Annotated in this window: 22 protein-coding genes and 1 riboswitch; of the genes, 6 read left to right on the top strand and 16 right to left on the bottom strand. The window is 39.0% G+C overall.

All coding sequences use genetic code 11. The features are described 5' to 3' along the window. Positions 1-873: an L-serine ammonia-lyase, iron-sulfur-dependent, subunit alpha gene (sdaAA, locus tag AB3I27_RS11920; RefSeq protein WP_002309997.1), complete on the top strand. Its 873-nt coding sequence runs from the start codon at positions 1-3 to the stop codon at positions 871-873. A 93-nt stretch (positions 874-966) separates the two neighbouring features. On the opposite strand, the gene AB3I27_RS11915 is transcribed toward sdaAA, so the two are convergent. The 5 genes from AB3I27_RS11915 to rpmG all read right to left on the bottom strand — a co-directional run bounded on the left by AB3I27_RS11915 (position 967) and on the right by rpmG (position 4,106). Further along, a complete protein-coding gene (locus tag AB3I27_RS11915) occupies positions 967-2,067 on the bottom strand; it encodes a lactate oxidase (protein WP_104760267.1) in 1,101 nt (366 codons plus the stop codon). Positions 2,068-2,158: 91 nt separating this feature from the next. Beyond that, a complete protein-coding gene (locus AB3I27_RS11910) occupies positions 2,159-3,058 on the bottom strand; it encodes an alpha/beta fold hydrolase (protein WP_181045997.1) in 900 nt (299 codons plus the stop codon). 58 nt (positions 3,059-3,116) lie between these two features. Beyond that, complete coding sequence (nusG, locus tag AB3I27_RS11905; RefSeq protein ID WP_002294580.1) at positions 3,117-3,662, bottom strand: transcription termination/antitermination protein NusG; 546 nt, start codon at positions 3,660-3,662, stop codon at positions 3,117-3,119. Between the two features lie 100 nt (positions 3,663-3,762). Then, on the bottom strand, positions 3,763-3,933 hold the full coding sequence (secE, locus tag AB3I27_RS11900) for a preprotein translocase subunit SecE (protein ID WP_002309994.1): 171 nt from the start codon (positions 3,931-3,933) through the stop codon (positions 3,763-3,765). A gap of 20 nt (positions 3,934-3,953) precedes the next feature. Beyond that, entirely contained in the window at positions 3,954-4,106 is a 153-nt protein-coding gene (gene rpmG / locus AB3I27_RS11895; RefSeq protein WP_002294578.1) for a 50S ribosomal protein L33, read from the bottom strand. Positions 4,107-4,267: 161 nt separating this feature from the next. Here rpmG and cbpA point away from each other — a divergent pair, with 161 nt between their 5' ends. Beyond that, entirely contained in the window at positions 4,268-4,912 is a 645-nt protein-coding gene (gene cbpA, locus AB3I27_RS11890) for a cyclic di-AMP binding protein CbpA (RefSeq protein ID WP_002309993.1), read from the top strand. Between the two features lie 55 nt (positions 4,913-4,967). On the opposite strand, the gene AB3I27_RS11885 is transcribed toward cbpA, so the two are convergent. Continuing rightward, positions 4,968-5,471 (bottom strand): QueT transporter family protein, encoded by a 504-nt coding sequence (locus AB3I27_RS11885; protein ID WP_002309992.1) that lies wholly within the window; start codon positions 5,469-5,471, stop codon positions 4,968-4,970. A 12-nt stretch (positions 5,472-5,483) separates the two neighbouring features. After that, a riboswitch (PreQ1 riboswitch) is annotated at positions 5,484-5,530 on the bottom strand. Positions 5,531-6,069: 539 nt separating this feature from the next. Here AB3I27_RS11885 and AB3I27_RS11880 point away from each other — a divergent pair. Then, on the top strand, positions 6,070-7,032 hold the full coding sequence (locus tag AB3I27_RS11880; protein ID WP_002314139.1) for a diacylglycerol kinase family protein: 963 nt from the start codon (positions 6,070-6,072) through the stop codon (positions 7,030-7,032). A gap of 236 nt (positions 7,033-7,268) precedes the next feature. On the opposite strand, the gene AB3I27_RS11875 is transcribed toward AB3I27_RS11880, so the two are convergent. The 4 genes from AB3I27_RS11875 to AB3I27_RS11860 form a co-directional block, all read right to left on the bottom strand. After that, positions 7,269-9,839, bottom strand: a complete 2,571-nt coding sequence (locus tag AB3I27_RS11875) for an ATP-dependent RecD-like DNA helicase (protein ID WP_104760269.1) — start codon at positions 9,837-9,839, stop codon at positions 7,269-7,271. A gap of 19 nt (positions 9,840-9,858) precedes the next feature. Continuing rightward, a complete protein-coding gene (locus AB3I27_RS11870) occupies positions 9,859-10,518 on the bottom strand; it encodes a histidine phosphatase family protein (protein ID WP_002309989.1) in 660 nt (219 codons plus the stop codon). A gap of 48 nt (positions 10,519-10,566) precedes the next feature. Beyond that, positions 10,567-11,070: a tRNA (uridine(34)/cytosine(34)/5-carboxymethylaminomethyluridine(34)-2'-O)-methyltransferase TrmL gene (gene trmL / locus AB3I27_RS11865; RefSeq protein ID WP_002320545.1), complete on the bottom strand. Its 504-nt coding sequence runs from the start codon at positions 11,068-11,070 to the stop codon at positions 10,567-10,569. A gap of 220 nt (positions 11,071-11,290) precedes the next feature. Continuing rightward, positions 11,291-12,157: a methyltransferase domain-containing protein gene (locus tag AB3I27_RS11860; protein WP_002309987.1), complete on the bottom strand. Its 867-nt coding sequence runs from the start codon at positions 12,155-12,157 to the stop codon at positions 11,291-11,293. Between the two features lie 108 nt (positions 12,158-12,265). Here AB3I27_RS11860 and AB3I27_RS11855 point away from each other — a divergent pair, with 108 nt between their 5' ends. Beyond that, positions 12,266-12,907 (top strand): copper homeostasis protein CutC, encoded by a 642-nt coding sequence (locus AB3I27_RS11855; RefSeq protein ID WP_368023006.1) that lies wholly within the window; start codon positions 12,266-12,268, stop codon positions 12,905-12,907. A gap of 59 nt (positions 12,908-12,966) precedes the next feature. Here the strand turns inward: AB3I27_RS11855 and mgtE are convergent, their stop codons facing one another. Genes mgtE through AB3I27_RS11835 form a run of 4 tightly spaced genes read right to left on the bottom strand, consistent with a single transcriptional unit; the run spans position 12,967 to position 16,726 of the window. Beyond that, positions 12,967-14,328, bottom strand: coding sequence for a magnesium transporter (gene mgtE, locus AB3I27_RS11850; protein WP_002309985.1), 1,362 nt, complete (start codon positions 14,326-14,328; stop codon positions 12,967-12,969). A gap of 17 nt (positions 14,329-14,345) precedes the next feature. Then, positions 14,346-15,245: an RluA family pseudouridine synthase gene (locus AB3I27_RS11845; RefSeq protein WP_002335218.1), complete on the bottom strand. Its 900-nt coding sequence runs from the start codon at positions 15,243-15,245 to the stop codon at positions 14,346-14,348. A gap of 1 nt (position 15,246) precedes the next feature. Beyond that, positions 15,247-16,044: an NAD kinase gene (locus AB3I27_RS11840; RefSeq protein WP_002309983.1), complete on the bottom strand. Its 798-nt coding sequence runs from the start codon at positions 16,042-16,044 to the stop codon at positions 15,247-15,249. Further along, the gene (locus tag AB3I27_RS11835) at positions 16,019-16,726 is read right to left on the bottom strand and encodes a GTP pyrophosphokinase family protein (protein ID WP_002309982.1); all 708 of its coding nucleotides are present in this window, start codon (positions 16,724-16,726) and stop codon (positions 16,019-16,021) included. Before AB3I27_RS11835 ends, AB3I27_RS11840 begins: the two co-directional genes overlap by 26 nt. Before the next feature lie 130 nt (positions 16,727-16,856). On the opposite strand from AB3I27_RS11835, the gene AB3I27_RS11830 reads away from it, so the two are divergent. Further along, positions 16,857-17,432, top strand: coding sequence for a CYTH domain-containing protein (locus AB3I27_RS11830; protein WP_002314142.1), 576 nt, complete (start codon positions 16,857-16,859; stop codon positions 17,430-17,432). A 117-nt stretch (positions 17,433-17,549) separates the two neighbouring features. Continuing rightward, positions 17,550-18,227, top strand: coding sequence for a ClpXP adapter SpxH family protein (locus tag AB3I27_RS11825; RefSeq protein WP_002309978.1), 678 nt, complete (start codon positions 17,550-17,552; stop codon positions 18,225-18,227). 71 nt (positions 18,228-18,298) lie between these two features. Here the strand turns inward: AB3I27_RS11825 and pepF are convergent, their stop codons facing one another. Together pepF and AB3I27_RS11815 are read right to left on the bottom strand one after the other, a co-directional pair. Further along, positions 18,299-20,107 carry an oligoendopeptidase F gene (gene pepF / locus AB3I27_RS11820; protein ID WP_002309974.1) on the bottom strand — a complete coding sequence of 603 codons (1,809 nt, stop codon included), beginning with the start codon at positions 20,105-20,107 and terminating at the stop codon, positions 18,299-18,301. 178 nt (positions 20,108-20,285) lie between these two features. Beyond that, complete coding sequence (locus AB3I27_RS11815) at positions 20,286-21,284, bottom strand: competence protein CoiA (protein ID WP_002335219.1); 999 nt, start codon at positions 21,282-21,284, stop codon at positions 20,286-20,288. Position 21,285 lies beyond the last annotated feature (1 nt).

Here is a 21,285-nt window from a genome sequence, read left to right as displayed (position 1 = left end):
ATGTTTTTATCGATTGAAGAATTAGTAGACCAAGCGAAAGCTTATTCAAGTGTAGCAGAATTGATGATTGCAGTTGAAATGGAAATGAGCGGCCGTTCCCGTAGTCAGATCATTGCGATTATGGAAAAAAATCTTTCAGTAATGGAACAATCGATCAACGAGGGAAAAGAAGGTGTCACCTCCGTCACAGGGATTACCGGTGGCGATGCAAAAAAATTAGATGATTATTTGAACGAAGCAGATTTTTTGAGCGGAGAAACGATCTTAAAGGCTGTACGCAATGCTGTAGCTGTTAACGAAGTCAATGCAAAAATGGGATTGATTTGTGCTACGCCGACTGCTGGAAGTGCGGGGGTTGTTCCTGGTGTGTTAATGGCTGTCCGAGATCGGCTTGGTTTGTCACATGAACAGCAATTGGAATTCTTGTTTACTGCTGGCGCTTTCGGGTTAGTAATCGCGAACAACGCTTCTATTAGTGGCGCAGAAGGGGGTTGTCAAGCAGAAGTTGGTTCTGCAAGTGCAATGGCGGCGGCGGCTTTGGTTTGTGCAAAAAACGGGACTCCTCATCAAGCAGCTCAAGCAGTAGCCATCACATTGAAAAATATGATGGGACTGATTTGCGATCCTGTTGCAGGTTTAGTTGAAGTACCTTGTGTCAAACGTAATGCTTTAGGGTCCTCTCAAGCTTTCATCTCTGCTGACATGGCATTAGCGGGTATCGAAAGTGTCATTCCACCGGATGAAGTCGTTGCTGCGATGTATCAAGTCGGACGACAAATGCCATCGATTTTCAAAGAGACAGCAGAAGGCGGCTTAGCTGTTACGCCAACTGCTAAGCGACTTACAGAAGAGATTTTAAATAAGAGGTCGTAAAAAAGCTACCTAGTTTCGAGTATTAAGAGATTAGTTATTTCTATCACAAAAAAACGAAGAGACGCACAGTTAGGCCTATCTTCGTTTTTTTTATTAATCCATCAATTTCGTATTTTTTACTTCATCAATCGATTTTGTTCCTGCAAGTTGCATCGTGATCGACAATTCTTTGTTCAGGTGTTCAAAAACAGAGGTTACTCCTTCTGCCCCACCTAGATTCAATCCATAGATTATTGGTCGGCCAATCGCAACTAAGTCAGCACCACTTGCCAAAGCTTTAAAGACATGTTCTCCTCGACGGACGCCAGAGTCGAAAATCACTGGTACACGTTTATTGACTACTTCGGCAATTTTTGGCAATACTTCAAAGGAAGCAGGACCTCCATCTAATTGTCGTCCCCCATGATTAGATACCCAGATACCATCTGCCCCTGCAGAGATAGCGATGACTGCATCTTCTGGCGATTGTATTCCTTTTACGATGACTGGAAGATTGGTGATTTCTTTGATTGTTTTGATGTCATCTGGTGTCAAGCCTTGTTTTGCAGCTGCATAGATTTCTGCAATTCCTTTTCCTTCGCCATTCCCACTTGCACTTTGTTCGCTATAAGCAGCTAAATTAGGCATTGGTAATGGAAATTGGAATTGATTGATCACATCTTCTTCACGGTAACCACCGAGCGTTGAATCTGCCGTTAAAATGATGGCTTTAGCCCCTGCTTCTACTGCTTTGTTCAAAATGAACTCATTGAATCCATCGTCTTTACTCATATATAATTGGAAAAACTGCGGTGCATCTGGCACTGCATCTGTTGCATCTTTGATTGTCGTATTCGCATAAGTGCTGATGGAAAAGATTGATCCAGCAGCAGCTACCCCTTTAGCTGTATCAGCTTCCCCTTTTTCATGTGCCAATCCTTGGGCCGCTGATGGCGCTTGGATAATCGGTGTGTCTAATTCAATTCCAAAAACTGATGTATGCAAATCTGCTGAGTCGATTCCGCGTAATATCCGTGGCATGATTTTTTTTGCATTAAAAGAAGTCGTATTTTCTTTCATCGTCCACTCATCTTCAGAACCACCGCGAATATAGCCAAAAGCTCCTGCTTCCATTCGCTCTTTTACACGACCTTCTAGTGAAGCAATGTTTACAATATCGATTGGATGTTCTTCATTACTTGTATGATAAGTCATAGTAGATCCTTCTTTCATCTTCTTGATTACATGTAAATCATACTATTCTTACAAAAAGTAAGCAAACATTTACTCTCGGATCCTTTTCTTGCTATTCATTCCAAACAAATCGACTAACAAGCTGATCTACTTCTTGGTTTTCATGAAGCATACTATGAGCGGCATTTTCGCCTTTTACTATTTTTTCTTCTACTTCATTTCCGTGTTGTTTCAACAACGCATAGACAGCTAATGCACTGTTTAACGGTACTGTCCCATCACTCAAGTCTGCTTCGTCCAATTGTCCGGCAATCAGGAAAAATCGAGTAGTTGTAGGCATATTTCCGATTATTTGCTGATAATCTTGATAGCGGCTAGAAACAACAGCAGGCCCCTTTGCTAACTCCTCTGTCAGAGATTGCCCACTGTCATCGACAAAATCATTAAAAGGTGCACCAATTGCCGTAAATGTCTGAACTTGCGGCAATGACGTATCCTGTCCATATGTTCCTAAATAGCGTAACGCGCTAACTCCTCCCATTGAATGTCCCACGATGTTGACTTTGTCTATGCTATAGTTTTCTTTCAGATACAAAAGACAAGATTTGATCCATTCTGCTTGATTCCACTCGTTGTTTTTATTATCTGCAAACAATACTTGGACCATCGGATTGTCTGCTTTTCCAGATAAGTCTCCTTCTGCTTGTATTTGTCCATCGGCTTCTACTATTAGAACCAATTCTTTTACTGCTTTTTGATTTTTTTCCAAACGTTGCAACATCCCTTTAAAGGAATTTCCTGTCCCGCTGTAGCCATGGAAAAAAAGTGTTGGAATAGTGGTTTTTTCTATCACTTTACTGGATTCTACCGTTTTTTCTTTATCAGAAACTGCAGTAGTCTTCGTCGTCTGGCAACCACTTATCGCAAACAAGCTGATAAGCACTAAAGCTGCTGTAGCCGCATGTTTGCATACATTTTTGATTCGATTTGTCATTCGCCTCTTCCTTTCCATATAGAAAAAAGAAAGACTTGAAAGGTCAATCGTATGATCGACATTTCAAGTCTCTTTATTAATCGATTTTATCTACTTGATCGAAATCAAGTTCTGTACTTGTTTCACGACCAAACATATCGATGTTGACTTTCAATTTTTCTTTTTCTCCGTCAACTTCTGTTACTTGTCCTTCTAATCCAGCAAATGCGCCTTCGATGATTTTCACAACTTCGCCAACTTCTACTTCTAAATCATTTTGTCGTAGACTCATGCCGATAGAACGCAAGATATGATTGACTTCTTCTGGAAGTAGTGGTGCTGGTTTGCTTCCAGCTCCGTGTGAACCAACGAATCCTGTCACGCCTGGTGTGTTACGGACAACATACCAGGAAGCGTCTGTCATGATCATTTCAACAAGAACATATCCTGGAAATGTTTTATGAACGATTTCTTTCTCTTTCCCATTTTTGACTTCTGTTTCTTTTTCTTCAGGAACAACGACACGGAAAATAAAGTCGGCCATTTTCATACTTTGCGCACGAGATTCGATATTTGCTTTTACTTTGTTTTCATATCCTGAATATGTATGCAAGACATACCAGTTTTTTTCAAAAGATTCCATTGAAGGCTCCTCATTTCATTGTAAAATAAAAAAACCTCAGTACACCCGAAGTTTTTCTTTCGCTTCATTATAGCACTAAAAGCACGTTGTGGCTAGCGAGTTATTTTAAGATCCAGCCAAATAAACTTTGGATTGCTGTATCCATTACGTAAAACATCAACCCGAAAAGAATAGAAGTTTCGATAACTACCAACGTATCTTTACGAAGTTGTTTTCTGTTTGGCCAAGTTACTTGTTTGATTTCATCTTTTACGCTTTTTAGAAATTTCATGAGACACCCTCCTTTGCTGTTTATTTCGTTTCTTTATGTAATGTATATTGATTACAATATTTACAAAATTTGTTGATTTCTAAACGTTCACCGCTTTTTCCTTCACTGACTGATTTTGTGTAGTTACGAGACCCACAAACGGAACAAGCGAGTGCTGCTTTTTTCTTTGCCATTTACTTCTGCCCCCTTGCTGAGAATCAGACTTATACTTAATAACAGTATCACGTAACTTTTTACTTGTCAATTTGTGAAATAAACTATCTATTGTTTTAGATAAAATTATGATATGATTAATTTGAAATTAAGCTAAAATGAGACAATTGGAGGTATAGCGATGCTATTAAAAACACTTGTATATAAGAAAAAAGATCTGACAACCGTTACAGAGACTAGTACATTAGAAGAAGCATTAAAAATTTTAGAAACTTCCGGATACCGTTGTGTACCGATCTTAGATTCTTCAGGGAATATTTTCCGTGGAAATATTTACAAAATGCACATCTATCGTCATAAAGCAAACGGCGGTGATATGACGCTTCCTGTCACTCATCTTTTGAAAAATGCCACAAAGTTCATTTATCTGGATACTTCTTTCTTCAAAGTATTCTTTACGATCAAAGAGCTTCCTTATATTGCTGTCCTTGACAGTGAAAATCATTTTTATGGTATTTTGACACATAGCACATTACTTAATATGCTCTCTCAATCTTGGAGCGTAGAACAAGGAAGCTATGTGCTGACAATTGCTTCTACAGGAAAGCAAGGAGATCTGGCTGCTATCGCAAAAATCATTTCAAAATACAGTAGCATTGCCAGCTGCATTACTCTTGATATTGAAAAAGACGAATACATCCGACGTACATTGATTACGCTGCCGGCGAACACTGAACCGAAAGTATGTGAAACGATCATCAACCACTTAGAGAAAAAGAATTATAAAGTGGTAGAAATCGAAAATTTGCAAAACCAAGAAGCATAATAAAAATGACAAAAGAAATACAGCTCAGCTGCTTTCTTTTGTCGTTTTTTTACAATTAGACACGCTTTTCAAAATCAAGCGAACGATCTAAATAATACATCAGTGGTGCTGAAACAGCCATGATGATGAACTCGCTTAATGCAAGTGTACCATAGGTTGTCCAAAATGCTTGGCCACCTGTCGGAACTAGCATGTAAGCAATCAATCCCATGCTGATAGTAAAGAAGATCGTGTTCAATACTAAACGCATCTTTACATTTTTCACTTTGTTTTGCAGCAAAGCTGTCAGACCTAAAGAAAGCAATGTTTGGCCACCACCAAAAACCACATCCATGATACCAAATCCAAAGAAGGCATTATAGACGATGACCCCGCCCAAAACTCCCCAAAGTAATTTACGGTTAAAGACAACTAAATGATTCAAACTTTCTGAAATACGAAACTGGATTGGCCCTGAGGATACAGGCGCAACTAAAATAGTTAGCGCTAGATAAAGAGCCATGATGATACCATTGACAACGATTACGGACAACCGTTGTCTGCTTTTCGTTTTTTGCATTTTCTCTCCTCATTTCTCCTAGTTTTTTTAACGCGGGATGGTTGATGAACCGCGATTATGTGAAACAAACAATAATTATAACAGACTTTTCATCTATTTCAATCTGTCTTATCTACTTTTGAAAAAAGTAAACAAGCAAAAATGTAAACGTTTGCTAAAAGTCTCAAAATATGGTATAAGATAAATGTAAGGGGTCATAAGAATTCCCAGTAAAGCAGACGAAGTAGGTTCTGCACGAACAGAATTGTTGTGAAACTTAAATAAATAAAAAAGGATGTGGGAATTTGAGCAACCTCTTACTAGAGAATAGTCTAGCAGGCAGCTGAAGGTCTAAGTGGACATACCGAACCTTGGAACTTCTCCTTACGTAAGTAATGGATGATGCGCTTGCTAGGCTTTTTTGTGTGTTTCGGTCTCCAGACCTTTTTCATTCTCCTAGTCTTCTGCTATAATAACCAAGAATTAATTTTGTAACAGGTGTTTTTTTGTAAAAACAAGTTTCTTTCATTCCAAAAATAGAAAAAACTTGCTAATTATTGGTTAACCAGCAAACAGGATGATTAAAATATCTTGTTTTATTGAATAGCAGGAGGAAAATATGAAATTCCATTATCATTTATTGATCAATCCATCGGCAGGCAGTGGAAACGGCCATAAAGTAGCAGAAAAAATCTTGCCGATATTAAAAAACAAACATGTCAACTATACCCTTCATTACAGTGAATACAAAGGACATGATGCGGAGATTGCTGAAATTCTGGCAAAAGAAACATTAGTACCTTGGACAGAAGAACAGGAAACAATCGAAACTTTCCCTCTTTTGATCATCGTAGGAGGAGACGGAACCTTGCATCAGGTACTTGATACTTTCTATCAGATGGAAGTTGAATTTCCTGTCGCTTATATTCCAGCAGGCTCTGGAAATGATTTTGCTCGAGGAGCGGGACTTCCTAAGAATCCTAAAAAAGCACTTCAGCTGATTTTAGCAGCTCAATCACCAGATAAAGTCCATATAATGGCTTATGAAGAAAAAATAAGTGAAAAAAAAGGAATAGCTGTTAATAATTTTGGTATTGGATTAGACGCAGCTATCGTCCACGCGACAAATCATTCTTCTACAAAAGAACGATTGAACAAATACAACTTAGGTTCTTTTTCGTATTTGTTCTCTATTCTCCGGACTTTATTTACTCAAAAAGGATTTCCAATTCTAGTGGATGCAGGAGGAAAGCAGTTAAGTTTTTCAAATGCATTTTTATGTACAGCAACGAAGCATCCTTTTTTTGGAGGAGGAATCGCAATCGCTCCAACTGCAGATGCGACTAAACCAGTCATTGATTTTGTCATGGTCGAACGAATCAATATTTTTAAAATCATATGGCTTATCCTTTTACTTATGCAGAAAAAACAATTGAAATCGAAATATTTCCATCACTACACAACAAACAGATTACGAATCGTTTCACCAACGCCGCAATATGGTCAAGAAGATGGAGAAGATGTCGCTCCTCGTCCTTTTGATCTGCAATTTTCTACAAAAAACCAGTTATTTTTCAAGTAGTTTCGAGTTTGTAGAAAAATTTTGTGGAAATGCCTGTTCACATTTTTGCAAAAATTTGACTTCATACCAAGAAACTGTCTTTTGAACACCGTTTACCAAGACGGCATGAGCCTACAATTTCACTACAAGTCACCAAGAATAATTTCAAAAAGCGGATGAGGCACAAGTCGTGTCACATCCGCTTTTTAAGTGATCAATATTGCCGACAAATAGCGCATACGTATCGTCAGATTCTTTTATAATGTATACGGTGTAATGTTTTCCATACCAATCATTGGATCTACTAATTTCTGATTAATCGCTTCTGCAGTAAGAACGAACTCCTTGGGAACAGCAGGTTCTATCTCTTCTTTCTTTTCTTCTACAACCGATGAAGAAAATAGATCTGGTTCCACTGTTTCCATTACTTGGTTTTTCGATTCATTCGTTCCACTGTCGTCTTTTATAGGTAACTTTTCTTTTATGTCCTGCGACTCTTTTGTATAGGTCCCATCTTCAAATGGATCATTTCCAATCAAAGAATCTTCATAAGCTGCTAGTTTTGTCCGCAGAGTGATAGTCATTTTTCCATTATCGATGATTCTTGATTTCAACGTAGTCATTCGGCTTGCCGATTCATTCGCTACACAAGTGGCATACGCTTGCTCTTCCCCTAACAAAATCAACAGTTCCTTACTCCGAGTAACAGCCGTGTAGAGTAGATTGCGCTGAAGCATTCGCTGATATTGATGAACCATGGGCAAAATGACCATTTTGAATTCACTGCCCTGTGATTTATGGATCGAACAACAATAAGAAAGAGTAATTTTATTCCACTCGTTTCTTTTATAAGTGACCTCATTTGCATCAAACTGGATAACTAATTCATCCACTTTATCTTCCGAATCTTTTGCCAAGATAATCCCCGAGATTTCTCCCATATCTCCATTGAATACATTCAATTCAGGAGTATTGACTAACTGGAGTACTTTGTCTCCTATCCGATAAACGGTGTCGTTCCAATGTACTTCCTTTTTCCCAGGTCTCCCTGGATTGAATATCTCTTGCATCATTTTATTTAACGCGTCGATCCCTGCTGGTCCCCGATACATTGGTGCTAATACTTGGATATCTTGTGCACGGAATCCCTTATTTTTCGCTTTTTCCACAATTTTAGAAATCAAGGGTTCAATTTGATAAGCATCGCTTCGGAAATAGGAACGATCTTTTTGATTCTTTGTGAAATCTTTTGGTAGACGTCCTTCTTTGATTTCATGGGCAAGAGGAATAATACTAGAACCATCACCTTGTCGATAAATCTGATTGAGTTCCATTTTAGGAATTTGTTCGATTTCCAAAAGGTCATGTAGCACTTGTCCAGGACCGACAGAAGGAAGCTGATCTTTATCCCCTACTAGAATAACCTGCATATTCGTCGGAATCGCTTTGAATAATGTGTTAGCCAGCCATGTATCGACCATAGACATCTCATCAACGATCAAAAGTCCGCCTTCTAATTCTTTCGTGCTGACTGAAGGTGTTTTTTCCCGTCCATTCAGCCCAAGTAAACGATGGATTGTACTGGCAGGCAGACCTGTTGTCTCGTTCATTCGTTTAGCTGCCCGGCCAGTAGGTGCTGCAAGCAGAATAGGAAAAATTTCTTGGGTATATTTTGACGGATCCAATTCCAGACCATTCAACTCTGCAAAAAGATTGACGATCCCATTGATCACAGTAGTTTTCCCCGTACCTGGTCCTCCTGTTAAAATAAATAGAGGAGAACGGATGGCTTCAGCGATTGCTTGTTCTTGCGAAGGTCCATACTGTATACCAAATATTTTTTCGATACGCCGAATATTTTTCTGCACTTCTTTTTCAGGATAATGGATTTCTTTTTTACGGCTGAGCAGACGTTGGATGGAATTGCCGATACCCCATTCAGAAAAATACAAACTGTTTTCGTAAAGATTCGTTTCTTCTTGCTGGATTTTTCCTTCTTCAACAAGCTGGATAATCACAGTAGCAACCTGATCAGGCAGAATTTCTATTGGACGACTTGTTTCTAAAATACGGATGGTTTGCTGAAGCAATGTTTCCGCCGGTACGTATGTATCTCCTGTTTGAACAGCATGCTGAAAAATCTGATGCAAGATGGCTGCTCGGATTCTTCTAGGTGAATCTGCTGCAATACCGATTTGTTCGGCTAGATTATCTGCGCGTTTGAACCCGATTCCTTCTATGTCTTCGACTAGCTGATACGGATTTTCTTCGATGATATCCAAAGACTCGTTCTTATAGGTCTGATAAATACTGAAAGCTAACTGACTACCGAATCCATAACGATTCAATCCCATGATTACTTGATCCATCCCGTGATTTAGACGAATCGTTTCAGCAAGCATTTCTCTTTTTGGCTTCGTTAAACCAGCGATTTGTTTTAATACCGAAGGATCAGCAATGATTTTTTCGATAGCATCTTCTCCCAGCAACTCGACGACTTTCTCTGCTGTTTTCTTACCGATCCCAGGGAATTTTTCGCTGGAAAGATAAGCTACGATCCCATTCGCAGTTGTTGGTTTTTCTTGCTCATATCTTTCGACTTTAAGCTGTCTTCCGTATTTAGGGTGATCCACTAGTTCTCCATAAAAACGATAGGTCTCATTTTCTTGAATATCGCCAAAGCTTCCGGTAACTACAATCTCTTTTTCACGGTAATCAGCTGTAGTTTCGCTGATGTGTACCAAAAGCACTTTGTAAAAATTACTAGGATTTTGAAAAAAAATCGCGGCAACTGTACCAACGAAATAAGGCATTTCTTCTGGCTGCATCGGAAGCCGCCTCCTTCTTCTATAGTAAAGGTTCTGGTGCTGTTTCAGTTCCTAAAAAATCTGTTTGGTTCCATACTTTCAGTTTATACGGCAATAATTTGCAAGGCTCTTCAGTCTCTAAAATCGTCAGGCTGCTATTGAACAAACCGCCCATTTCCCGCAACTCACTTAGCTCTTTCCCTGTCATCCATTGAATGGCAGCAGTTAATGAGGCCCCATGACCTACGAATAAAAGAGGTCCGTTTTTATGTTGAGCAACCGCATCCGCTACAACAGTTTCAATACGTGTGATTGCTGATTCAATCGTTTCTCCATGAAAAGGAGAAGGATCATATAGATCTAAGTGATTACGCAAATTCGGCAAATTCTCTGGGTATTTCTGATACATTTCATCGATTGATTGTCCTTCTAAAGTACCTAGCCCTAGTTCTCGCAGTTTATCTGTATAGAAAATCTCTACCGGACTAGCAAGCTCTTTGTTGATACCTTCTGCTGTATCGCATGCTCGTTTTGCTGTACTGGAATAAATTGCTTTAAAAGGAACATATTTTACTTTTTTCCCAAATGCTTTGATTTCTTCGTAACTTTGAGGCAAAAGCGGAGAATCGCCATTGCTCCCTTGAAAACGTCTTTCCTGATTCCATTGTGTCTTCCCATGTCGGGTAAAATATAGTTCCATACGCAGCAAACTCCTGTCTTTCTTTTATTTTACTCTATAATAAACTGTCTAATCCAGCTTGTCATTTTCATAATGGTGCGTTAATTCTAAATTAGGGAATCCTTGCTGACGAAGTGCTTCGTACACAATCATTGCAGCTGTATTCGATAAATTCAATGAACGAACATGCTCATCATTCATAGGGATGCGCAAACACTTTTCCTCGTTTTCGCGCATAAACGCTTCTGGCAAGCCAGTTGTTTCCTTTCCAAATAAAAAGAAGTGCTCTTCTCCATCAGCAAAATTTTCTTCACTGTATACCTTATGAGCAAATTTTGAGATCAAGTGTAGTTTACGATCACCTAAAAATGTTAAAAAAGCTTCTAAATCACTGTGATAAGTAATATTTACATCGTTCCAATAATCTAACCCTGCTCGTTTCAGGTGTTTGTCATCCGTTGAAAAACCTAGGGGCTCAATTAAATGAAGCGGCGTATTCGTGGCCGCACACGTACGGGCAATATTTCCGGTGTTTGCAGGTATTAACGGTTCGAATAAAACGATATGATTCATCAGGATCATTCCTCTCATATTTATGTTCGTTTCTATTTTCTGACAATTTGATTTTTGCATAAAAAAAAACGTATCAACTCGGTGTCAGTCACTGCGAGTCGTTACGTTAGTGAAGCTCTTCTCACTAACTTTTATCAGAACAGGAACCTGATAAAAACCAATGAAAAAACAACTTGTTGCTACTATAACACCCTCAACTTACTTTTGCAACCTCTACTCTTTAAAAACTACTAGAAAACCGTTTTCTCTTAGTTCCTTTTAATAATTCTATGTCAATTGTAATCTTTTTCAAAGGATTCTTGTACAAGTCTGCTTTGATTTCCTCCTCGACTTGCCACTCTAAGGGCGACATTGCTAAAAGATCTTTTCGATTTTCTTCTGGTATCTCAAATTCATAAGTCACACGCTGACGTTCAGTTAGTTTCATCGATTCAGTAAACTTTGCGACTACACGATCATTAGAATAACTTTGCTTTTCAGGTTGATTCGGATAAAAAGCCTGACGCAGTTCTTTTAAATAATTTTCTTGCGGCACTACCTTCAGCACCTCTCCATCTTCTGACAGTACACGTTGGAATTCTTGGTAATGAGAAGGCGAAAAGATATTTAAGATCGTGTTAAATGTCTGATCAGCAAATGGCAAATTGGTCAAATCCGCTACACACCAAAATGCCTCGACAGATTGTTCCGTAGCTGCATAGACCCCTTCTTTTGAAATATCAAATCCAACAGCAGTTTGAATCTTTTTCAATTTTGAAAGTTCATTCAAGAAGCTTCCTTCTCCACAGCCGACATCTAATAGCGAGATTTCATTAGGCAGATACTGTGCGATAGTCTCAATAACGGGCTGATACATGCCTGATTGGATCATTCTACGCCTTGGAACGAACATTTCTTGATCATATTCTGTTTTAACCGCGTGGGATAAAAAGTAAAGTGTTCCTTTTTTGGACAGATCAAAACGATGATTATTTTTGCATATCAAGCCATTATCAGACTTTTCTACCTCTTCTTGGCAAACTGGACAGCGGAACAGCTGATGTTTTTCTGCCAAAAACTGGCGTCCTCGGTCAATTTTTTTTAACATAGTTCCCCCTCATTTCTGTTTTATCTTACCGTTAGATGCTCACTTTGGCAACTGGTAAAAATATGATACAATGCCTAGAAGAAAGCGAAAGACAAAGGAGAAGATCAGATGATCAAAGAATTTTGTGCTGAAAACTACACATCTATTCCTCTGGCAATTGCCAGAGGAGCTAACCGAATCGAATTATGTGACAACTTAGCGGTCGGCGGAACGACCCCAAGTACTGGTGTGATCGAAGAAACATTAAGTTACGCAGGGGAAAAAAATATCCCTGTAATGACGATTATCCGTCCTAGAGGGGGCAATTTTGTCTATAACGATATCGAATTGAAAATTATGCATACTGATTTGATTGAAGCAAAGAAATTAGGGACGGATGGCGTAGTTTTTGGTTGTCTTACTCCCTCAGGATGGCTAGACGAAGAAGCATTGGAACTATTGATCGAAACCGCAGAAGGCGTACAGATCACCTTCCATATGGCTTTTGACAGTATTCCTGAAGAACGGCAATTTGAAGCAATCGATTGGCTAGCAGCGCACGGTGTTGACCGTATCTTAACGCATGGCGGCCCTGCTGATCAAACGATTGAAGAACATTTCCCACGGCTCAAAGAATTGATTGACTATGCAGATGGCCGTTTGATCATTTTGCCCGGTGGTGGCGTAACAGCAGCGAATGCAGCACATGTAGCTAAAGAATTAAACGTGAGTGAAGTCCACGGAACTAAAATCGTTGAACTTCAGCCATAATCTTATAAACAAAAAACATTGGCAACAAGTATACTGCTTGTTGCCAATGTTTTTGCTTTTTACATAAAATACCCCATAAATAAAGAGGCAATATTGAAATAAATCAGTACACTTGTCAAATCACTCAAGGTCGTGATAAATGGACCGCTTGCTACCGCTGGATCAAATCCTAGACGATCCATCAGCATCGGAATCAAACTACCTGCAAGATTCGCCACTGTTATCGCAAACAACATGGCCATCCCTATCACAAATCCTAAGATAAAATTATGTTTCCAAAAGCCCACGATCAGAAAAATCGTCATCCCTGTAACAGCTCCTGTTACGACGCCGGTCAAGACTTCAGCCAAAACAAGTCGGACAAACCCGTGATCTTTGTCATCAGAGATTGCAAGTCGACGGACAGCCACAGCCAGCGACTGGGTTCCAGCATTACCAGCTGTTCCTGTGATCAGCGAAATGAAGACCGCTAAAATGCTCGCTTCACTTACCAAGTCTTCATAATGACTGATCAAAGAAGCAGTAGACATACCTAAAAACAACAGAGTGATTAGCCAAGGCAAACGTCGAGATGCTGCCTTTACTGGATTTTCATTGATTTCTTCCACATTGACCCCGGCAAGTCCTGAATAATCGCTGGCAGCTTCATCATCAATAACGTCAATGATGTCATCAACTGTGACGATTCCCAACAAATGATCATCATAATCGGTAACAGGAAGAGCTAAGAAGTCATAATCCCTGAATGTTTGTGCCACATCTTCTTGGTCGTCGCCTACATGAACTGAAAGCACCCGCTCGCTCATCAGATCAGAAATCATAGCATCATCATCATTCACGATTAGGTCGCGTAGAGAAATAACCCCCACTAGTTGACCTTCTTGATTAACGACATAGATGTAATAGATTGTTTCAGCAACATCTGCTTCATTCTTCAGCACATACATCGCAGAGCGAACGGTTTGATTTGCTACGATCGAAACAAATTCAGTAGTCATGATTGCACCAGCTGTTTCGTCTTCGTAATGGAGCAATTCCTTGATTTCACTGGCATCGTCTGCAGACATCAAACTTAAATATTTAGCAATTTGCTTTTTATCTAACGTATTAAGCAAATCGACAGCATTATCTGTATACATCTCAGAAAGCATATCTGCTGCATAGCTAGGACGCATCTCATCCAGATATTCTTTCATATGTTCGTTGTCTTCTTCAATCACATCGAACATATCCGCTAATTCTTTAGGCGACAGATAGGAATAGATCAGCTGCCTGTTCTCTTCTGTAAGAGATTGGTAGAATTGCCCCTGCTCATAGATATGCATCTCTAAAAAACTGTTTCTGAATGCCTGAATATTATTTTCCCTTAAATCTTGAGTCAACTGGGCAAATCTTTCCTCTAATTCTTGATTTTCATCCAAACCAATCTCACCTCGCCTTATTCTTCAAACCGTCTCACAACTGCCTCCATGTCTGCGGCTAAAGGCTGCTTGAACTCTAGCAGCTCTTCTGTAAATGGGTGGTAAAAACGCAGATCATAACAATGAAGGGCTTGTCTTTTTATTCCCAGATCCATTCGTCCGCTATACATATCATCACCGAGCAGTGCACAGCCAATGGCGGAAAAATGAACTCTTATTTGATGTGTCCTTCCTGTATGCAGCTGGATATCAACTAACGCGATTTCTGTTAGTCGCTTCTCTATCCAGTACTCCGTCTGTGCAGAACGTCCTTCATCAGAGACCATTCGCTTCAGTAGCGAAGAATAATCTCGGGCAATCGGCAAATCGATATGACCATGTGCCGATAAATTTGAAAGCATTCCACTGACTAATGCCTGATATTTTTTTACAAACTTCTTTTCACGAAGTTGCGTGTCTAATTTTGCGTGCGCAAACCCATGCTTGGCAAAAAGCATCAAGCCAGACGTATCACGGTCTAGTCGTGTAACTACATGGATTACTTGGTTTTCGTACCCTTGTTTTTTGTAATAAGCCTTTACACGATTAGCCATTGTCCCATTTGGATGGTATTGGGCAGGAATGGACGAAACGCCTGCTGGTTTGTTTACTACCAGAACATGTTCATCTTCATACACGATATCGATCGGCGTTTCGTCCAAAAGTACGGTTTCATGTTCTCCTTCAGCAGGAATCACAATGGTTACCTTATCATCCTTGGCTAGAGAAAACAAGACATTTTCTACTTGATCATTGACTTTGATTTGACCGCCTTGAAATTTTATTTTCGCTAACAGACCTTTTGAGATCCCTTTTTCTTTTAAAAAATATTTTACCTGCTGAGAATGATCTTTCTCATAATCCCATGTAAACTGCATATTAATCCTCACCAATAAAGGCATCTTTCACGCGATGCCAAAAATGCATATGTCGATAAGAAGCAAAATGGATCCGTTCTTCTGCTATTCGATAATAAATAGAACGGATATCGGCTTTTGCGACATTCAATTGATCAACCGTTACAAGATAATCTTCTGTATTTTCCAATTTTATTTCTAACCACTCATCATGGGCAATCACGATTGGAGAACCCAAAGTACGAAACACTCGATTATTCAGCGAAGCAATCTCAGCCAATTGAAAGGCATTGATACTAGGATGGATCACTGCACCGCCGACACTTTTATTATAGGCAGTCGAACCAGTGGGTGTAGAAATCGTCAATCCATCTCCTCTGAAACTTTCAAACAATTCATTTTTAATGTATACATCGGCTACCATCGTACGATTGGCCCGTTTAATCGTTGATTCATTTAGTGCTAAAAAATGCTGATCAGGCGTTTCATCCAAATAACTGATCCGAACATCCAGCAAGGGATAGCTGACACTTTGTTCCAGATTTGTTCGCAAGCTGTCTACTAGTTCTTCCAGCTCGTAATCTCGCCAATCAGTATAAAACCCTAAATGACCTGTATGCACGCCTAAGAAACGCACATCATTCAGACAATGACTGTAGTGATGAAATGCCGATAATAATGTGCCATCTCCACCAATTGAGATGACCAACTCTGGTTCATGATCATCTCTCTGGATCCCAGCTTGTTCTAATAGTGTGTTCAAGCGCTCAGCCACTTCTATAGTCTTTGCTTCTTTATTGTGAACGATCGCTACTTTCATCCCCTGCCTCCTCTCTTTCGCTTTCTTTCTTCAAAAGCGTTCGATAGTAGACATCATCTGATTTTCCTCTTCCATGGGAGAACAATCGCTGTGCTTCTTGGATTTCTTCACGGATACTGGACATCTCTTCATCCAGTTGATACGCAGCTTCTGCCGCACGCTGAAGTCGTTCGCTCATTTCTTCTGGAAAAACGCCTTGATATTTATAATTCAGCGAATGCTCGATCGTTGCCCAGAAATTCATCGCAAGGGTCCGTATTTGGATTTCCGCCAAAATTTTCTTCTCACCACTGATCAGCTGTACAGGATACTCGATCACCAGATGATACGAACGGTAGCCGCTTGCTTTCTTATTAGTGATGTAATCCCGTTCTTGAAGAACTTTCATGTCTTTTCTTTTACGGATAATCTCAACAACTTGATGGATATCTTCTACAAACTGACACATGATCCTTAAGCCGGCAATATCAGACATTTCTTCTTCTAAGCGTCCCATTGGAATATGACGTAACTGTGACTTTGTTACGATACTGTCAACTGGTTTGACTCTCCCAGTGACAAATTCAATTGGAACATGACGATTTTGTTCACGAAACTGTTTACGGATTCCCCGCAGTTTCACTTTCAATTCTGATACAGTTTGTTCATATGGTGCTAAAAATGCTTCCCAATCTCGTTCCATAGCTGATACCTCTACTTCATTAACATTCATTGTTTATTCTACCATATATGCAAAGTTTTTTCGTACTCTTGAGTTATGCATTGACCAAAAAAAGAAAATTAGGCAAAATAGACAAAAAGGAGTCGATCAAATGACGCAAATGCTTGAAATCGAATATAAATCTATGCTGACAAAGCAAGAGTACGAGATATTCATCGCTCACTATCAATTAACAGATAATGATTTCCGTGTACAGACTAATATTTACTTCGATACCGTTGATGAACAGCTGAAGAAACAAAATTGTGGCCTACGAATCCGTTTCGTTGGTCATCAAGCTGAATATACATTAAAAACACCTGCTGAGGAAGGTCGTCTCGAAACGACGGATACCTTTGTAACAGAAGAAGCAGAAGCATTCATCTTTCAAAAACGTTTGCCTCGCTCAGGCGCAGTTTTTCAAAAACTTTCTGATTTGAATATCGATCCTGCTTCATTGATCCAAACAGGAAAGCTTACAACAAAACGGGCTGAGTTCCCCATTAAAGAAGGACTTTTAGCTATCGATGAAAGCTGGGGAGACAATCTTCACGATTTTGAACTAGAACTAGAGGTAGTGGATGCATCTGCGGGAAAAATTGCTTTTATAAATTTTTTAAAACGTTTTTCTTTGCCTTATCGTCCTGCTAAGAACAAGATTCAACGTATGCTTGAGGCTAAAAATTAGAAACCTTTCATTTTCACGAGGCACTTGAGTTCATTTTTTTACTTTTTTCTGTTAAGTTATAGGATGTGAAAGAATCTAGTCACTAGTTGTATAGAATCTATTTTGGGGGAGATTCATATGATCGAAATCTATTTATTTGTTAATCCTTTAGGGGAATATTGTTTCAAAATGGAGCAACAGTTATTACAATTTATTGAAGAAGAGTACGGAACACCATCAAAAGAAAAGATGCAATTTCGCTTTCTTCCTTTGGTCAATTTGCAGACAATTGGGGATGTCATGCAACAAAAAGGAATTTCTCAAAACAATCTTGAGAAACGCAACCACTTATTCTCAACGACTTATTCTGCCGCATTAGACTGCAAAGCGGCTCAATTCCAAGGAAAGAAAAAAGGCCGCCATTTTTTGATCAAACTGCAAGAAGCAGTCGGCTGCAATAACATACCATATTCTCATGCACTTGCTGAATCGATATTTGAAGAGATTGGCGGCGATTTGAATATGTTTAAAGAAGATCGGCAATCTGACTTTGTTAAAGAAGTATTCTTTTCCGATCAAAAAATTGCTCGAGAAATGGGCATCACGAAACATCCTTCCGCAGTCGTTTACAATTACGCTTGCGATCGTGATTTTGGTGTTTTAGTAGAAGTAGAAGGCACAAGCAGCCTTTGGAGAATCAAAGAGCTGTGTAAAACAACAGATAACTCGTATCAAGTTTTTAATGGTGAACATTTACATACAAATGATTCTCAGTTCCATTCACGAACTAGCCATTTACACTTGCTTTCTAATTAAAAAAATACGTCGACTCCCTTACAAGAGAGCCGACGTATTTTTTTCGTTTCTATTCGAAAAAATCAAAAATCTTATAAACGATCAATCAATTCTTCTAATTCGTTTAGTCGTTGTTCAAACATCGACATTGCATCTTCGATATACGCAGCCTGTGTCATATCTACTCCTGCTTTTTTCATCACTTCAACAGGATAATCACTGTTACCAGCTTTTAGATAAGCCAAATAGTTCTCTAGCGCATCTGGTTCCTGACTAAGTATTCTTTTCGCCAACGCTGAAGCAGCAGAAAAACCAGTCGAGTATTGGAAGACATAGTAATTATAGTAAAAATGCGGGATCCGTGACCATTCAAATTTGATTTCTGGGTCTTCTTCGACTGCCGGACCATAATATTTTGCATTCAATTTACCATAACTATCACTTAGATATTCACTAGTCAATGGCACACCTTTTTCATCTTCCGTATGCATGAAGTGCTCGAATTCAGCAAATTGTGTCTGGCGGAAAACTGTTCCTTTAAATCCATCCAAGTAATGGTTGAGCACATAAGCTCGGACGCGAGGGTCTTTTTCTGTTTCCAATAAATATTCTGTTAGGATATTTTCGTTCGTTGTCGAAGCTATTTCTGCTAAAAAGATGGAGTAGTCACCGTATACATAAGGTTGGCTCGATCGTGTGAAATAACTGTGGACACTATGTCCCATTTCGTGGACAAGCGTAAACAATTGATCCAATGTATCATGCCAATTCAATAAAATATATGGATTTGTGTCATAGCTTCCCGAAGAATAGGCACCACTTCGTTTTCCTTTATTTTCGACAACATCGATCCAACGTTCAGAGAATGCTTTTTCTACAATAGTCATGTACTCTTCGCCCATTGGCTTCAGTGCTTCCAAAGCTTTCTCTTTTGCTTCTTCATACGTAAAGGTGATTGGAGCTTCTCCTAAGACCGGTGTATAAAGATCGTACATGTGCAGTTTTTCCACTTCTAATAAACGTTTCCGTAATTCCATATATCGATGCAGCAAAGGCAAATGCTTGTTTACTACATCTACCAAAGTGTCGTATACACTTTCAGGAATGTGATTATTGCTCAAAGATGCTTCTCTGGCAGAGCTGTAATTACGAACTTTTGCTTTAAAATTATGTCCTTTTATATGCGTACTTAAAGTAGAAGCAAACGTATTTCTAAATTGCTCATAAACACTGTACAACCCTTTAAATGCGGCTTCGCGAACACTTCGATCCGTGCTTTCTAGCAACTGACCGTACACACCATGAGATAATTGGACTTTTTCACCATTCTCTCCTTCGATCGTTGGGAAAACTAAATCTGCATTATTCAAAACAGCAAATGTATCACTTGAAGCCTCAAAGATTTCTCCTGCTCCTGCAAGAAGCGATTCCTGATCGGCAGATAAAACATGGGCACGATTATCTACTATTTGCTGGATATAGTGACGATAGACTTCTAACTTCGGTTCTTCTTTGAAATATTGCCAAATCCGTTCATCTGATAACTGCAATATTTCTGGTTCAAACCAGGAAACAGCTTCACTAACCTTTGAAAACAAACTACTTGCTCTTGCATAAAGCGCTTGATATTCTGTATTCCCAGTATCTTGATCGTTTTTAAGGTGTGCATAGACATAAATGATTTCGGTTTGGCGATAAACACTCAACACAAATTCAATCGCATCAAGAAATTGAGAAGCGCCTTGATTAAGTGTTCCTTTATATTTTTCAGATTTTTTTAACTTTTCTGATAATTCTAGATATTTCTCATCAAATTCTTTGTCGCTTGAAAAGATCTTGGTCAAGTCCCAAGTTAAATTTTCAGGCAATTCTTCGCGTTTTGGCAACTGCTTTACTTCCATGAAATCCACTCCTTTTTATATCCTTTTGTCTCGGTCTTTCAAAATAGATCCTCGTCTCACATCCACATGTTACAGCGTCTGATTTTTCTACTAATCTATGTGTCTGCTTCTATCAATTTTAGCACAACTGAAACTTGTTTTACATAGAAAACCGGTTCCTGTTCTATTTTTATACTTACTATATTTTCCAAGAGGATAAATGTGTGCATTCATCAAAAAATTGCCGATAGACCATCTCTTCCTCAATCATAGGGAAAAGCCACTCCCTTTTATATTCTTTTACTTGGCAAAACCATGAGCTAAAATCAGGTACTTTCTGTTGCTTTAAGGATTCTTCGTACAACATTCGATAAAGAAAAACCTGTTCTCGTAAATAAAAGAAAAACCGACTGTTTTGATAGATCCACGGTGATAGATACAAAAGGTGCTTGTGACGCAAGTAGCACTGTTCTTGTATGGATACTGTATTTTTTTGTTTGTAAATCAGCTGGCGCGCCAACCACTTCTTCCCATCCTCGCTTAACTTGTCTGTTTTCTTCATCTGATTTATTTTGATCTCATTATTAGTAAATATTTTTTTAAGATCATTACCAGAAAAAGTCCAGCAGCTACTGAAAAAAGAAATGTGGCCTGATACAGTCTCTGTAATATGATGATATAAATAAAGTTTTTGGTTCTTAAGGTCAGCTTTCCAGCAATGTACCCCCCTTTTTCTATTATAATAGCAGCAACTTTTTTCTATCAATGAAAATTGCCGTTGTCCAAGAAAAGAATGACCAAGTATCCACCATACTTGGTAACCGTTGTTCAAATAATTTTTGGTTCTTTCAAAAAATCTCTGATGAGACAACCTAGAACATTGGATTTCTAATGCTAGATTAGCCAATAAAATATCTGGTCTCTGCCTCAATCTTGGCAAATAAGCTTCCAAAAATACAGGTTCTGCTGACTGTCCCAGCCAATCCATGAAACATTCCTTTAACTGCAAGTGTTCTTCTGATTCCCCCTCACTAAAAACCGAACAGTTTTCGGTTTTTCGATGGGCAAAATGAGCACATTTTTTCTTTCCCTTTTTCAAAACCACTCTTTTCCGACAACTACGACAATAATACATTTTCTCTTTTTCTGCATATTTAGCAGAACAGCATTCATGATATTCATTCATCGCAAGCAGCATT

It is taken from the genome of Enterococcus sp. C46 (assembly GCF_040887565.1).
In the GTDB taxonomy this organism is placed as follows: Bacteria; Bacillota; Bacilli; order Lactobacillales; family Enterococcaceae; genus Enterococcus_B; species Enterococcus_B lactis.
The sequence above is the reverse complement of the archived record's forward strand: the minus strand, read 5'-3'. Positions and strand labels throughout refer to the sequence as shown.

Bases quoted from the DNA above. Each gene is read 5' to 3' on its own strand.
- sdaAA (WP_002309997.1), top strand. From the start codon at position 1: ATGTTTTTATCGATTGAAGAATTAGTAGACCAAGCGAAAGCTTATTCA.
- AB3I27_RS11915 (WP_104760267.1), bottom strand. From the start codon at position 2,067: ATGACTTATCATACAAGTAATGAAGAACATCCAATCGATATTGTAAAC.
- AB3I27_RS11910 (WP_181045997.1), bottom strand. From the start codon at position 3,058: ATGGAAAGGAAGAGGCGAATGACAAATCGAATCAAAAATGTATGCAAA.
- nusG (WP_002294580.1), bottom strand. From the start codon at position 3,662: ATGGAATCTTTTGAAAAAAACTGGTATGTCTTGCATACATATTCAGGA.
- secE (WP_002309994.1), bottom strand. From the start codon at position 3,933: ATGAAATTTCTAAAAAGCGTAAAAGATGAAATCAAACAAGTAACTTGG.
- rpmG (WP_002294578.1), bottom strand. From the start codon at position 4,106: ATGGCAAAGAAAAAAGCAGCACTCGCTTGTTCCGTTTGTGGGTCTCGT.
- cbpA (WP_002309993.1), top strand. From the start codon at position 4,268: ATGCTATTAAAAACACTTGTATATAAGAAAAAAGATCTGACAACCGTT.
- AB3I27_RS11885 (WP_002309992.1), bottom strand. From the start codon at position 5,471: ATGCAAAAAACGAAAAGCAGACAACGGTTGTCCGTAATCGTTGTCAAT.
- AB3I27_RS11880 (WP_002314139.1), top strand. From the start codon at position 6,070: ATGAAATTCCATTATCATTTATTGATCAATCCATCGGCAGGCAGTGGA.
- AB3I27_RS11875 (WP_104760269.1), bottom strand. From the start codon at position 9,839: ATGCAGCCAGAAGAAATGCCTTATTTCGTTGGTACAGTTGCCGCGATT.
- AB3I27_RS11870 (WP_002309989.1), bottom strand. From the start codon at position 10,518: ATGGAACTATATTTTACCCGACATGGGAAGACACAATGGAATCAGGAA.
- trmL (WP_002320545.1), bottom strand. From the start codon at position 11,070: ATGAATCATATCGTTTTATTCGAACCGTTAATACCTGCAAACACCGGA.
- AB3I27_RS11860 (WP_002309987.1), bottom strand. From the start codon at position 12,157: ATGTTAAAAAAAATTGACCGAGGACGCCAGTTTTTGGCAGAAAAACAT.
- AB3I27_RS11855 (WP_368023006.1), top strand. From the start codon at position 12,266: ATGATCAAAGAATTTTGTGCTGAAAACTACACATCTATTCCTCTGGCA.
- AB3I27_RS11845 (WP_002335218.1), bottom strand. From the start codon at position 15,245: ATGCAGTTTACATGGGATTATGAGAAAGATCATTCTCAGCAGGTAAAA.
- AB3I27_RS11840 (WP_002309983.1), bottom strand. From the start codon at position 16,044: ATGAAAGTAGCGATCGTTCACAATAAAGAAGCAAAGACTATAGAAGTG.
- AB3I27_RS11835 (WP_002309982.1), bottom strand. From the start codon at position 16,726: ATGGAACGAGATTGGGAAGCATTTTTAGCACCATATGAACAAACTGTA.
- AB3I27_RS11830 (WP_002314142.1), top strand. From the start codon at position 16,857: ATGACGCAAATGCTTGAAATCGAATATAAATCTATGCTGACAAAGCAA.
- AB3I27_RS11825 (WP_002309978.1), top strand. From the start codon at position 17,550: ATGATCGAAATCTATTTATTTGTTAATCCTTTAGGGGAATATTGTTTC.
- pepF (WP_002309974.1), bottom strand. From the start codon at position 20,107: ATGGAAGTAAAGCAGTTGCCAAAACGCGAAGAATTGCCTGAAAATTTA.
- AB3I27_RS11815 (WP_002335219.1), bottom strand. From the start codon at position 21,284: ATGCTGCTTGCGATGAATGAATATCATGAATGCTGTTCTGCTAAATAT.